Below are 12,677 nucleotides of genomic sequence, written 5' to 3'. Positions count from 1 at the left end.
AGGCATTACTTAAGGTGAATCACTTCTCCCAGTTCCACTTCATATAAAGGTTCTCCCATTTGGATGGTCGTGTCGGGATTACCATAATAAAAAATATTGCCGGAAGACGACATATTCACGAATAACTTCTCAGTAGCCCACAAATACCCGTCATTCACCGATCGCTGAACATATCTGACCTCTTTTGCTTCCAGTTCTGACGCATCCACACTCGAGAGTCCTTCGACAACCACGTGTAATTTACCGGCTTTGCCCCGGAAAATATGATTACCGGCATTGCTTCCATATACCGAAAGAGAAATTTGTCCGGCGTCCACAAGCATATCACACTGCGTAAAAGTTCCTCTCCCGTTAACAACAATAGAGAGTTGCTCAATATGAAGTGTATCGAGAGTGGTAATTTCGGCCGGAAAATTGGAAGTGATACGTTTTAATTCAGGCGATGAAAGAATGAGTTCCGGCATCTGTTTTTTACGAAAACCTATCATCCCGTCCGAATCTATAACCAATGTTTTGCCATTCTGCTCAAGCTCCAGTCGTGACAGAATAAAATCAAGTCCCTTTGCACGCGCAGCATATTCCGGCCCATTGGCAAGGACAAGACGCACCGAGGTTTCTATCACCACCCGGTCGAATGCTTTCACGGTCAATTCTTTTTCTGTCATCTTGCCGTCTTTCAATAACGCATCTGTATAATTGCATCCCGACGTCGACAGAAACAAACCAATAAATCCGATAAATATATAACCTGTTCGTTTCATAACGTATTGCTTTTATACGGAATCCTGTAACCAATACCAAATTCCATAAATTCCGAACGGAAAAAACTGGCTTTTAAACTAAAATTGAACATCCATCGGTCGGTAATCTGATGCCGTATGCCAACTCTGGGATAAACAGGCTGGGGCGGATCAATATAGGAATATACATAAACGCCCAGTTGAACAAACAATGATGTATTTCCCATTAGCCAGTGCCTCCCTCCAAAAACACCATAAAACATCCTTTTATCGTGAGGAATGTATTCATTATTTTCAGGATAAGCATAAGGAGCAGCGCCAAAATATATAGCATCAATTCCTGCACTCCATGCCGATTTTACCGAGCGGTACCACAAATGATTTATGGTCAGACTCCCGGATGAGTAGATGTTGAAATTATATTCGCTGGCCTGACTACGTCCGTAATTCAAAAATATCTGAATATCTCTCTTGTTAGTGCGGGGAGCTTCACGTTTCTTCAGTTCGGGCAAATGGTCCCTGAGAAAATGGTACCTGGTACCGAGACTGAAAGTCAGTGTATTAATACCATTATTGGGTTTCCTGACAGCTCCATTCGACATGTGGTTAAACGATGCCGACCCATAAACCGACCAATGATCAAATATTCTGTAGCCCGTATAAAGGCCGAATCCAACATAAATATTCAGGCGTGCACCAAAAATCTGGTTCCATGGATTTTCTTTGTAATCGAAAGGGGTATTGGTATATCCCAGCCCCATTGCCACCTTGTTTTTAATCGTAAATTTGGACGTACGAACAATGGGAAAATGCAGATAGGGATAAAGAGCCATTCCCTGACCGTAGATATCAGGGTTGCCATAGGAATTATAAAAAAAGCCGACACCCACCTCCGGGTAATTATAATATTGCTGCCAACCTTCACGGTCGAACCGCCACAAGCCATAATTCACCTCCATACCACGGGAAAAGTCATCAATGAAATAGATCATATTGGCATGATGTGGTATTACAATGCCGTGATGATACAACACCGTAACGTGCTTCTGATTGGGCGGCATTCCAACCTCCGGCTGTATTTGCTGGGCCCGGGTTACAGATTCCGTAAAAAAAGAGAATACAATAATAGCAAAAAGAATGTTGTCCTTCACTTTAATGACCTTTTCTGTTATTTTAACTGCAAAAATGCACATTTTGCTTATAACCATAAACAAAGAAGTTCCGGTTTTAGTATCTTTGTACCGAAAATAAAGAAGACAGTTCGAAACCATCCTGTCTATAAACAAAACTATGGGCCATGTCCAAACATGTGCAAAAATGCCTTTCATGATGCCTGCGTCACCTGACGACAATCTCATCGGATATCGCGTTTTGCAATTTCTCAATGTTCATTCCCCGGGTTTTGTTGCTTCTGGTTCCAGGATGATCTTTTCTATAATCGGCTGTCCTCGAAACTTTATGGAAAATGAACAAAAAAGCTGTTGTTTTATTATCGGGCGGATTGGACAGTACCGTTACCCTGTATCTTGCCAAATCGCGGGGATTCGATCTGTACGCGCTTTCTTTTGATTACGGGCAACGTCATTCACGGGAACTCGATGCTGCAAAAGCCATTGCCAAAAAAGCAAACGTAAAAGAGCATCAGGTCGTTTCTATGAAACTCAGCCAATGGGGCGGCTCTTCGCTTACCGATCCGTCGCTTGAGGTAGAAGATGGAGATATAAACCGAAATGACATCCCGGTTACCTATGTGCCCGCCCGCAACATGATATTTCTTTCTGTGGCGGCATCGTATGCCGAAGCCATCGGAGCCAGAGATATATTTATTGGCGTAAGTCAGGTTGACTATTCAGGATATGTGGATTGTCGCCAAACATTTATAGAAGCCATGGAGACGGCAATCAACAAAGGGACGGTTATGGGTGCGGAGAAAAATCTCCCCATTCGCGTTCATGCACCTTTTATTCATAAAACCAAGGCTGAAGAAATAAAACTGGGGGAGCAGCTTAATGTCCCTTTTGAAATGACATGGAGCTGCTATCGGGGCGGTGAAAAACCCTGCGGCACCTGCGACAGCTGCCTTTTAAGAGCCAAAGCCTTTGCCGAAGCCGGTGTGGAAGACAAAGCGATGAGAATATGAGTAAATTGGTATTGGCAAACGAAGGTGTGTTCCCGGTTACGAATGACAGATACGGACACCCGATAACAGAATCACCTGCTACGAATCTGGGCATTCCCGGTACCATTCAGGGCGAAGGAAAACTGGCCGGAGTTCCCTCAATATTTGTTCGCCTGGCAGGGTGTAACCTGAGATGCATCTGGACACTTCCCGACGGTTCTTTCTGCCGGTGCGATACACCTTATGCTTCATTTGAAGCAGAACAGGAGCGTCAGCCCGAAGCCGGTGAAGTTTTCGATCTTGTAAAACAAAACACCAGAAGTGTAAAACATGTCGTTATTACAGGAGGAGAACCCCTGCTCCAGCACAAAGCACTGGCACCTTTGTGCCGGCGACTGAAAGAAGAGCTGAACCTGCACCTGACCGTTGAAACCAATGGAACCTTATTTGCCGAAGATGTTGCCCAATATATCGATTTGTTCAGCCTCTCACCAAAGCTTTCCAACTCCAATCCCTCTCCCGCAAAAAGAGAGTGGTACCAATTAAAGCCTTCCGGGCCTCTTTCATATCATGCCCAAAAACGAAGAAACACAGAGGTCATCCAAAAATTCATCGACTATTCCCGAAAAAATAAAAAAGACTTTCAGCTTAAATTTGTTGTAGGCCGGCACAACGATTACGTTGAAATAAAAAATGAATTTCTCGCCCACCTGACACACTGGAGGCCCGATGATATTTTACTGATGCCTCTCGGAGCTACAAAAGAAGAATTAAAAACCACGTCGCTTATGGTACTGAAAATGGCCATAAGCAACGGTTGGCGTTATGCTCCGCGTCTGCATATTGATCTGTTCGGCTCAAAAGCAGGGGTATAAATATCTCAAATATGAACGAAGCAAAATTTCTCGGAAAACCGACCGAATATCCAAAACACTACGCACCCGAAGTGTTGGTGACCGTTCCCCGTCAACCCAACCGGAAGGAATACGGATTAAAAGAAAATACCCTGCCCTTTACAGGATATGATGTCTGGCATGCCTATGAGGTGAGTTTTCTCACCGGAAAAGGACTTCCGGTAACGGGGCTACTTAAGCTGATATATCCTGCCTCCAGCCCGTATATTGTAGAAAGTAAATCACTAAAGCTTTATCTTAATTCGTTCAATATGGAGCGTTTTGGCAGTAACGCCAAAGAAGCATCAGAAACAGTCCACAATATAATCAGGCAAGACCTTGAAAGAGTTTTAAAAACCACTGTTAATATTCATTTCTTCCCCAAAAGCCCTAAAAAATATTTTGATTTTGGCGAATTCGGGATACTTGAAGAAATACCGGAAATTGAAAAAGTAACGTTTTCTGAATACCGGGAAGCCCCTCATCTGCTCAAACCCGATCATCAACAAACAGGTAATGTCATAAAAGCGGGCACTCATTTACTGCGAAGCAACTGCAAAGTAACGTTTCAGCCCGATTGGGGTAGCGCTTTTATATATATTAAAGGAACACACATCCCGGATCGAACCGGTCTGCTGAAATATCTTGTTTCCATCCGGAACGAAAATCATTTTCACGAAGAAATTTGCGAAATGATCTACAAAAGATTATGGGATCGGTTCACTCCCGATCAGCTAATGGTAGCCTGTATTTATACACGCCGGGGCGGAATTGATATCTGCCCGGCCAGGGCCAGCCATCACGAATTATTGCCAACCAACCTGATTACTCCTGACAAACTGACTAAAAAACTTTTGCGGCAGTGATAAAACAAAAATGTTCTTCGGGACAATGCTCTGAGCAGAGGAGGTAAAGACAGGGGCTGCATGGGATATCCTATTCTTACTTTTTGTCCTTCAATTCCCTGGGATAAACAAACATTTCGGTTCGTCCGCTTCCGGGTTTGATCTGATCCCACTCAGTCACTGTAAAAACAATGGATACAGTGGCACTGGTAGGATAATTAAAGAAATTATCGCCTGCCAGTTGAATGGCCATCAAAGCAATATCGGGGTTATGCCCGACTACCATTACCGAATCGTTTTTCCCGGCCATCCCGGCAATTCCGGATATAAAACGATCGACAGAAAACCCTTCATAAATGAAAGGTGCTTCAATTATTTTGGATTCAGGGATGCTGAAAGCGCCGGCCATGATCCTGGCCGTTTGAATGGCTCTGACGGCAGGACTTGAAATGATGACTTCGGGTACAATTCGTTTCCCGATCAAATGATCCGATATTAATCTGGCATCTTTATGACCACGTCTTTTCAGTTGCCGTTCAAAGTCACTGTCTGCATCGGTCAATGGTTCGGTCTTGGCATGTCTTACTAAAATCAATCTTTTCATCAGTATAAAATTAGTCTAAGTTATTGGTCTGATGGAACTCGCATATTAGTTTTTCTTCACAGAAGGCACAAGCTCTGCAATCTTAAGAATCACTTCCATAGCCTTTTCCAACGAGGGAACGGGTAAAAATTCGAATCGTCCGTGAAAATTGTGACCGCCGGCAAAAATATTAGGAGTTGGTAATCCCATAAAAGCCAGTCGCGCACCATCGGTGCCTCCGCGAATGGGCTTTATTTTAGGAACAACACCAACCTCACGCATGGCTTTTTCCGCCAAATCCACAATATACATTACAGGTTCAATCTTCTCACGCATATTGTAATATTGATCCTTTATTTCCAGTTCCATTGTTCCCTCACCAAACTCATGGTTCACCTTATTAACCAGATGTTGCATCTCCTCTTTGCGGTCCTCGAAGCGATCACGCTTAAAGTCCCTGATTAAGAATTGCATCTCTGTCTTTTCAACATCTCCGTTAAAAGACATCAGGTGATAAAAACCTTCGTATCCATCTGCATGCTCCGGCGTTTCGTGACGTGGAAGCATCATGATCAACTGGTTGGCAATCCTGATTGAATTTCGCATTTTACCGCGGGCATATCCAGGATGAACATTCCGGCCATGGGCCGTTACTTTTGCCAGTGCCGCATTAAAATTCTCGAACTCCAACTCCCCTATTTCACCGCCATCGATGGTATAGGCAAAATCGGCTCCAAACTTTTCCACATCGAAAAGGTTGGCCCCCTCGCCTATCTCTTCATCAGGTGTAAAACCAATCCTTATTTTACCATGTTTAATATCAGGATTCTGAACCAGATACTCCATAGCGGAAACAATGGCCGCAATTCCGGCCTTGTCATCGGCGCCCAGCAAAGTATTTCCATCGGTGGTAATAAGCGTTTGTCCGATATATTTTTTCAGTTCAGGAAATTCCGATGGTTTCAAAACAATGTTATTCTCCGCATTCAGTACAATATCACCGCCATCATAATCCTCCACAACCTTCGGTGAAATATTTTTCCCTGAAAAATCGGGGCTTGTATCCACATGGGCAATAAATCCGGCCACAGGAACTTCCTCTTCAATATTCGAAGGAAGAGTAGCCATGATATATCCGTTTTCATCCAATTCCACCTCAGCCAGTCCAATCCCTTTCAATTCCTCAGCCAGTTGTCTTGAAAAATTCATTTGTCCTGGCGTGCTTGGGGTTAATCCGGTGTTTGGATCCGACTGGGTATCGTATTGTGTATATTCCAGGAAACGGTCTGTTATTGAAGTCATAGTATTTTAATTTTTTAATTTTTGTGAATGCAAGATAATAATAGATTTTTAGATTTTTAGATTTTTAGATTTTTAGAAAAAAATGCACGAATAATCAAATATTATTGACTTTCTGAGTTTTAAATCAAATACACGATCTAAACCAGTAAACTGACTTACAGTTTATTACAATAATTCAATGTCAATTGAAACGAGCATCAAAAGGTTTCCCACCATAAGAATTATGTATAAGTCTTACATGCAAGTTACAATAGGCCATTAAAATCAAATTTGATGTTAATGAGTGCAGTATAAAAAGCATATTTTTGTCAAAATCAAGGCGTTTTAAATTTTTGTACCGGAGTTAACTTGTTGTTAATGAGGATGCAAAAATTTAAAAAAACAACGGGCTTGGCAATAAAGATGCTTTTTAGACCGGGCTGGTTAATAGAATGGCGAAAAATGTTTACCACCTTTTTTTACCAAAAAAAAACCTGAACGGTTCAAAGTTCAGGTTATTATTGTCATCAACTAAAGAATCAATAAGATACTGCAAACACAACCCTTTGTCTGGAAGGTTTTCCCGTCACCATACATTTTCCTGGTTCGGGATTGCTATCAATGGGAATGCAACGAATGGTTGCCTTGGTTTCCTGCTTAATCTTTTCTTCGGTCTCATCAGTACCGTCCCAATGAGCAAGGATAAATCCCCCCTTCTCGTTGAGTACCTTTTTGAATTCATCATAGGTGTCAACTGTGTGGGTATTTTCTTTTCTGAAATTGAGCGCCTTCTGATAGATGCTGTTCTGAATATCATCCAACAGTTCAGTAATATGGTTTTCAATGCCTTCGACAGGCAATAACTCCTTGGTGAGTGTATCACGACGGGCCAGCTCAACCGTACCGTTTTGCATATCGCGCGGGCCAATTGCCAGCCGCACGGGCACACCCTGCAATTCGTATTGCGCAAATTTCCATCCCGGTTTATGTTTGTCATCATCGTCAACTTTGACTGAGACACCCTGTTTTTTAAGGGCTAAAGCAATCTTATCGGCCTGATCCACAATTTGTCTCAATTCCTCTTCCTTTTTGTAAATGGGCACAATAACCACCTGAACAGGAGCCAGTTTTGGAGGCAACACCAGTCCGTTATCGTCGGAATGCGACATAATCAAAGCGCCCATTAACCGGGTAGAAACACCCCACGAAGTAGCCCAGACAAATTCCTCCTTACCCTCTTTGTTCTGAAACTTCACGTCGAATACACGTGCGAAGTTTTGTCCCAGAAAATGTGATGTTCCGGACTGAAGCGCTTTACCATCCTGCATTAATGCTTCAATAGTAAGGGTTTCCTCTGCCCCGGCAAAACGCTCACTGGCGGTTTTATATCCCTGAAGCACAGGCATTGCCATATATTTTTCGGCAAAACCGGCATACACTTTCAGCATGGTTTCGGCCTCTTCAATGGCCTCTTCCCTGGTGGCATGAGCCGTGTGCCCTTCCTGCCACAGAAATTCTGAAGTACGCAAAAAAAGGCGGGTACGCATCTCCCAGCGCACCACGTTGGCCCACTGATTTATTTTAATGGGCAGATCACGGTGCGACTGTATCCAGTCTCTGTAGGAATTCCAGATTATGGTTTCGGAAGTAGGCCGAACAATATACTCTTCTTCCAGCTTCGCATCCGGATCAACCACTACACCTTTGCCATCCGGGTTATTTTTCAGCCGGTAGTGCGTAACTACCGCACACTCTTTGGCAAATCCCTCAACATGATCGGCTTCTTTACTGAAAAACGATTTGGGAATAAACAAAGGAAAATAAGCATTCTGATGCCCCGTCTCTTTAAACATATCGTCGAGTACCCGTTGCATCTTTTCCCATATTGCATAACCGTAAGGTTTGATGACCATACAACCGCGGACTACAGAATTCTCGGCAAGTCCCGCTTTAATCACCAAATCGTTGTACCACTGCGCATAATTCTCACTTCTTGGGGTCAATACTTTTGCCATGACTGCTATTTAGATTATTAGATGTTAGATTGTGGCGTCCACTCCTAAAAGTCTCTTTTTTGCCAATCCCGTTGTTATATAATAGTTAGATCAAAAACACCCGTAACTCAACCAAATCAATCCTCCTGAATAATACCAAAGTTTCTGTGCGTCAAACGATGAAATTCTCATAGCCGGAAGCTTCGGAAAGCGGCACGAAAATAATAAAAATGAGTTAACTTTTTACCATTTTGCGGCTCTTATTTGCAGCACTGCAGGATTAACGCCCCCTTTCTCTGCATTGATCATCGCCACTCTTCTTGCTATTTACTTTTTATGAACACTTCAATCGTGGACAGTAATGGAAACCATCATTGCTCTTGGAGGACTAACCACAACACTGATAGCCGGGCTTTTTATTTAGTAACGCTTCAACCATTTCCATTCTGCTTTGTCAAAAGTAAAGACTATTAGATGTCAGGAAACATTTTTTAACAATCGGTCGTCAAAAACAGACCTTTTGGTATAAAATTTGCTTCAATATATATAGAAAACAACAGGAGGATGCCTTATGAAAAAATTAGTATTAATCACAACCACAGCTGTTTTGCTGATAGTGGCAGGTGGATGCACTACCGGCCGAATGGCATCAACCGGAGTATATTATGACGACATTTATTATGCACCGGATTTGACGAAGGAAAACATGGAGCAGGCTTTTGCTCCGGTGCCCGACATTACTAAAGAGGAAAAGAAAGAAATCGAAAAAGAAGAGAGAGAACTGGTTCGTGAATACGAACGCAGTGAGTTGGACCGCGAGCAAAGAGATACACGCGATTTTAGTGAAATTCAGGAAAAATATGCTTCCATTCTTGCAGACGAAGAGACCGGGGAAGTAGATACCATGATCTATTACAACGACGAAACAGGACATTGGGTTGGTGGATTTGACGGAAGCGAGATGGACAGGGATTATGCCGAACGGCTGATTCGCTTCCATGGCCCGTTTACCCGTATCCCCTATTGGTCGCCACTTTACGATCAGTTTGTTTATTTCAATGATCCCGACTGGAACGTATATATAGACGGAAATTACGCCTATGCATTCCCGACATGGAGCAATCCGTGGTACGACCGCTATATGTTCGACCGGTGGAGTACACCATGGAGTTTCTCCTTTGGTTACAGTTCATTCTGGGGCGACCCGTATTATTACGGATATTACGGGTATGGATGGTATGATCCTTTTTACAGCCCTTACTATAGCCGTGGCTATTACGGATGGCCGTATTATCACCACCCCTATTACAGTTACGGATACCATCCCTATTATCATCACGGATATTACGATAAGGACTACAGAAAAGATGTATACAGGGGTATTAGACCATCAATGAGTAGCAACACCCGTTATTCAGGAACTTCTGTGGGACGTAATTCCCTGAAAGGCGGAGATAACGATGACGGACGTACGGTGACGACGACACGCAGCGGTACAAGAATCATCCATAATTCAGATGGTTCAACTACCGTGGTAAATACGGATGGTAATACACAAAGAGCCATCCGGGGAACAGCAACCCTTAAATCCGATGGTAATGAACAGGAAGAAAGGAGCATAAGTCGTTACCGGGGAAGTGGTGCTTCAACAGGAACTGTGCAAACAAGTACGAGAAGAAGTTCAACGCCAACTTATAGCCAGCCCGATAACGCATCGAAACCGTCGTATAACCGCACCAGCAGCTATACACGTCAGGTTCGAAGCACCAGTCGCTCCACTTCCGATGACAACCTGAAATCGGGAAGTTCAAATACCATTAGAACCACCCGAAGTTCTGTAAATTCGCAAACCAGAAGTTATAACACCGGAAGCAGTTCACAACAACGATCATCTGTTCGAAGCAGAAGCTACACACCAGTGCAGAAGAGCTCTTCATCCTCAGGCTTCAATCGCAGCAGTACTAGTAGTAGCTCTTACTCAGGTAGCAGCTCTTCAGGTACCCGTAGTACAGGAAGTTCGGGCAGCAGTTCCGGCAGCGGACGCACAATTCGTGGCGGACGTCGATAATAAAATGGAAGCATCCTCATTTCATCCGTATAAAATTTATTTATTAAGGTCGGATGGAACTCGCATGCAAGAACTTATACATATTCTGATTGTGGAAAACCTTACCATACTCATTTCATAAATTCAAACCCCATGCTTCCCCCGCCGGAAGTATGGAGTTTTTAAACACTATCAACATGTTCAGGTACAAATTTCTTGTCTCGATACTTAGTTTGTTCTTAGCCGTCACCCTGGCGAAAGGACAAAACGAAGATAATGCGCTTAACTACTCTTACGACCGTCCTACAGGAACGGCCCGAAGTATCGCACCCGGAGGTGCCATGGGAGCTCTTGGCGGCGATTACTCGGCAATTGGCATTAATCCCGCAGGAATTGCAGTATACAGAAGCAGCGAATTCTCCTTTACCCCGTCATTGATCTATAATACAACCGAGAGCGACTACTACGGAACAGTCTCAAGCGATGACAAGTTCAGCGTCCCGGTTAATCAAATATCATACGTGGGTACCTTCCGGTTGATGCGGGAAAATACTGACGGGATCGTCAGTACCCACTTTGGAATAGGATATAACCGGACGAATAACTATAACAGGAAGAGTTACATACAACATGATGGGGTAGAATCCTCATTGCTGCATATGTTTGCAGCCAATGCATATGATCTGACACCCCAGCAATTGGATGATTTCTACACCGGGATTGCCTATGATGCAAGACTCCTGGAATTGGTTCCCGAAAGTGACTATTACGAATATATCCATGCTTACGAATTTGTAAACGATGAGGGATTTCTGGAGTTGGGTCCTGTTGACGGAATAAATCAAAAGAAGATGATTACTGAAAAGGGCTACTCAGGAATTTTTGATTTGTCTTTTGGAGCAAATATTGCCAACAAATTTTATGCAGGCGCCAGTGTTGGCATTGCGACTTTAACACAAAAAAAGGAGTCGCAACACTATGAACAAGCAAGTGATGAAGTTTATGATGCTTATATCGATTACAGGTTAAACAACGGTTTTGAGATTCTTGATGATTTCTTTTTCGATGAATATGAAAAGACTACCGGAACCGGAATTAATGTAAAAGTAGGTGCAATTTTCAAACCGGTAAATAGTCTCAGGTTAGGTGCTTCTTTTCACACCCCGACCTATTATTCAATGAAAATGGAATATGAAACGCAGGCTACAGCTTACTTTTTCGACGCCGACAATTATGAGATGACATCAGACCCGGGTGAATTTTCTTTCAATTTCCGTACCCCAATGAAAGCCATCGGAAGTGTTGCTTACATATTTGGTACCAAAGGTCTTATATCACTCGATTATGAATATACCGATTATGCCTCAATGAAGTACAAAAGTAAAAACAACGAAATTCAGGAAACTTCGGAACTAAAAAATTTAAATGAAATTATTAAAAACACTTTCCGTGCTACTCACAACTTCCGGGTAGGAGCCGAATACAAAATTACACCGATGGTTGCTTTAAGAGGAGGGTATGCCTATTTTCAAAACCCATATCAGGAAGACTATCTAAATTCGGACGGTAAGCATTTTAATATTACAGGTGGTTTGGGCTTCATAACCGGAAATATGACAATTGATGTCGCTTACCTTTACAATAAAGAGACTTATATACATTCATTGTATTATTCCCCGGAAATTCCTGACAATGTTCAGGAACCGGCCGATATGACCTCTACCGACCACCAACTGGCCGTCACTTTGGGCTGGCGATTTTGAATAAAAAACACAACAAAAAACGGGATGCCAGATGGCATCCCGTTTTTTGTTGTGTTCATAATTGTCAGACGCCCACTTCAGCATCCCAGATAAAGGCTCTGAGTCCCTGCATTTCTGCATTATCATTGAGATGATTCAGATGTTCCATTAATTCTTTAATTCCGGATTCTTCAATAACTGTAAGTATGGCCTCATTCATGGCGGGCCAGGTATGTGTACCCTGGTGGGGTTCTCCGTTTTTAGTACCCCGTCCCTGAACCTGAGGCCATCGTGAATAACCGCGAATGGAGAGCTTATCAAGAACGTGCTCAACTTTCTCGGTTAGCGCCTGATTATATACAATAAATACTGTTTTCATAACTATAATGTTTTGAGTTTACGAGTTTTCGAGTTTCGAGTTCTGAGTTTTGGG

11 protein-coding genes are annotated in these 12,677 nt (G+C 43.0%); 5 read left to right on the top strand and 6 right to left on the bottom strand.

Annotation, left to right across the window (positions count from 1 at the left end):
• Window positions 1-5: 5 nt before the first annotated feature.
• Together ATH1_RS0109130 and ATH1_RS0109125 are read right to left on the bottom strand one after the other, a co-directional pair.
• The gene (locus tag ATH1_RS0109130; RefSeq protein WP_010420491.1) at window positions 6-761 is read right to left on the bottom strand and encodes a head GIN domain-containing protein; all 756 of its coding nucleotides are present in this window, start codon (window positions 759-761) and stop codon (window positions 6-8) included.
• Window positions 758-1,891 (bottom strand): acyloxyacyl hydrolase, encoded by a 1,134-nt coding sequence (locus ATH1_RS0109125; RefSeq protein WP_029164054.1) that lies wholly within the window; start codon window positions 1,889-1,891, stop codon window positions 758-760. Before ATH1_RS0109125 ends, ATH1_RS0109130 begins: the two co-directional genes overlap by 4 nt.
• Before the next feature lie 314 nt (window positions 1,892-2,205).
• Between ATH1_RS0109125 and queC the strand changes: the two genes are divergently transcribed.
• The 3 genes from queC to ATH1_RS0109110 are packed head-to-tail and all read left to right on the top strand — an operon-like array spanning window position 2,206 to window position 4,618.
• The gene (queC, locus tag ATH1_RS0109120) at window positions 2,206-2,880 is read left to right on the top strand and encodes a 7-cyano-7-deazaguanine synthase QueC (protein WP_010420472.1); all 675 of its coding nucleotides are present in this window, start codon (window positions 2,206-2,208) and stop codon (window positions 2,878-2,880) included.
• A complete protein-coding gene (locus ATH1_RS0109115) occupies window positions 2,877-3,734 on the top strand; it encodes a 7-carboxy-7-deazaguanine synthase QueE (protein WP_010420469.1) in 858 nt (285 codons plus the stop codon). Before queC ends, ATH1_RS0109115 begins: the two co-directional genes overlap by 4 nt.
• 11 nt (window positions 3,735-3,745) lie before the next feature.
• Entirely contained in the window at window positions 3,746-4,618 is an 873-nt protein-coding gene (locus tag ATH1_RS0109110) for an NADPH-dependent 7-cyano-7-deazaguanine reductase QueF (RefSeq protein WP_010420468.1), read from the top strand.
• 76 nt (window positions 4,619-4,694) lie between these two features.
• On the opposite strand, the gene ATH1_RS0109105 is transcribed toward ATH1_RS0109110, so the two are convergent.
• The 3 genes from ATH1_RS0109105 to proS all read right to left on the bottom strand — a co-directional run bounded on the left by ATH1_RS0109105 (window position 4,695) and on the right by proS (window position 8,476).
• Window positions 4,695-5,201 (bottom strand): SixA phosphatase family protein, encoded by a 507-nt coding sequence (locus ATH1_RS0109105; protein WP_010420467.1) that lies wholly within the window; start codon window positions 5,199-5,201, stop codon window positions 4,695-4,697.
• A gap of 45 nt (window positions 5,202-5,246) precedes the next feature.
• Window positions 5,247-6,482, bottom strand: coding sequence for a peptidase T (gene pepT, locus ATH1_RS0109100; protein WP_010420466.1), 1,236 nt, complete (start codon window positions 6,480-6,482; stop codon window positions 5,247-5,249).
• A 518-nt stretch (window positions 6,483-7,000) separates the two neighbouring features.
• The gene (proS, locus tag ATH1_RS0109095) at window positions 7,001-8,476 is read right to left on the bottom strand and encodes a proline--tRNA ligase (RefSeq protein WP_010420465.1); all 1,476 of its coding nucleotides are present in this window, start codon (window positions 8,474-8,476) and stop codon (window positions 7,001-7,003) included.
• Between the two features lie 550 nt (window positions 8,477-9,026).
• Between proS and ATH1_RS0109090 the strand changes: the two genes are divergently transcribed.
• Window positions 9,027-10,523 (top strand): hypothetical protein, encoded by a 1,497-nt coding sequence (locus ATH1_RS0109090; protein WP_010420464.1) that lies wholly within the window; start codon window positions 9,027-9,029, stop codon window positions 10,521-10,523.
• A 176-nt stretch (window positions 10,524-10,699) separates the two neighbouring features.
• Window positions 10,700-12,265, top strand: coding sequence for an OmpP1/FadL family transporter (locus ATH1_RS0109085; RefSeq protein ID WP_010420462.1), 1,566 nt, complete (start codon window positions 10,700-10,702; stop codon window positions 12,263-12,265).
• Between the two features lie 64 nt (window positions 12,266-12,329).
• On the opposite strand, the gene ATH1_RS0109080 is transcribed toward ATH1_RS0109085, so the two are convergent.
• On the bottom strand, window positions 12,330-12,623 hold the full coding sequence (locus ATH1_RS0109080) for a PG0541 family transporter-associated protein (protein ID WP_010420461.1): 294 nt from the start codon (window positions 12,621-12,623) through the stop codon (window positions 12,330-12,332).
• Window positions 12,624-12,677 lie beyond the last annotated feature (54 nt).

Source organism: Anaerophaga thermohalophila DSM 12881 (assembly GCF_000191885.1).
Classification (GTDB): Bacteria; Bacteroidota; Bacteroidia; order Bacteroidales; family Marinilabiliaceae; genus Anaerophaga; species Anaerophaga thermohalophila.
This window is presented reverse-complemented; position numbering and strand designations above follow the sequence as displayed.

Bases quoted from the DNA above. Each gene is read 5' to 3' on its own strand.
- pepT (WP_010420466.1), bottom strand. From the start codon at position 6,482: ATGACTTCAATAACAGACCGTTTCCTGGAATATACACAATACGATACC.
- ATH1_RS0109110 (WP_010420468.1), top strand. From the start codon at position 3,746: ATGAACGAAGCAAAATTTCTCGGAAAACCGACCGAATATCCAAAACAC.
- queC (WP_010420472.1), top strand. From the start codon at position 2,206: ATGAACAAAAAAGCTGTTGTTTTATTATCGGGCGGATTGGACAGTACC.
- proS (WP_010420465.1), bottom strand. From the start codon at position 8,476: ATGGCAAAAGTATTGACCCCAAGAAGTGAGAATTATGCGCAGTGGTAC.
- ATH1_RS0109090 (WP_010420464.1), top strand. From the start codon at position 9,027: ATGAAAAAATTAGTATTAATCACAACCACAGCTGTTTTGCTGATAGTG.
- ATH1_RS0109115 (WP_010420469.1), top strand. From the start codon at position 2,877: ATGAGTAAATTGGTATTGGCAAACGAAGGTGTGTTCCCGGTTACGAAT.
- ATH1_RS0109085 (WP_010420462.1), top strand. From the start codon at position 10,700: ATGTTCAGGTACAAATTTCTTGTCTCGATACTTAGTTTGTTCTTAGCC.
- ATH1_RS0109105 (WP_010420467.1), bottom strand. From the start codon at position 5,201: ATGAAAAGATTGATTTTAGTAAGACATGCCAAGACCGAACCATTGACC.
- ATH1_RS0109130 (WP_010420491.1), bottom strand. From the start codon at position 761: ATGAAACGAACAGGTTATATATTTATCGGATTTATTGGTTTGTTTCTG.
- ATH1_RS0109080 (WP_010420461.1), bottom strand. From the start codon at position 12,623: ATGAAAACAGTATTTATTGTATATAATCAGGCGCTAACCGAGAAAGTT.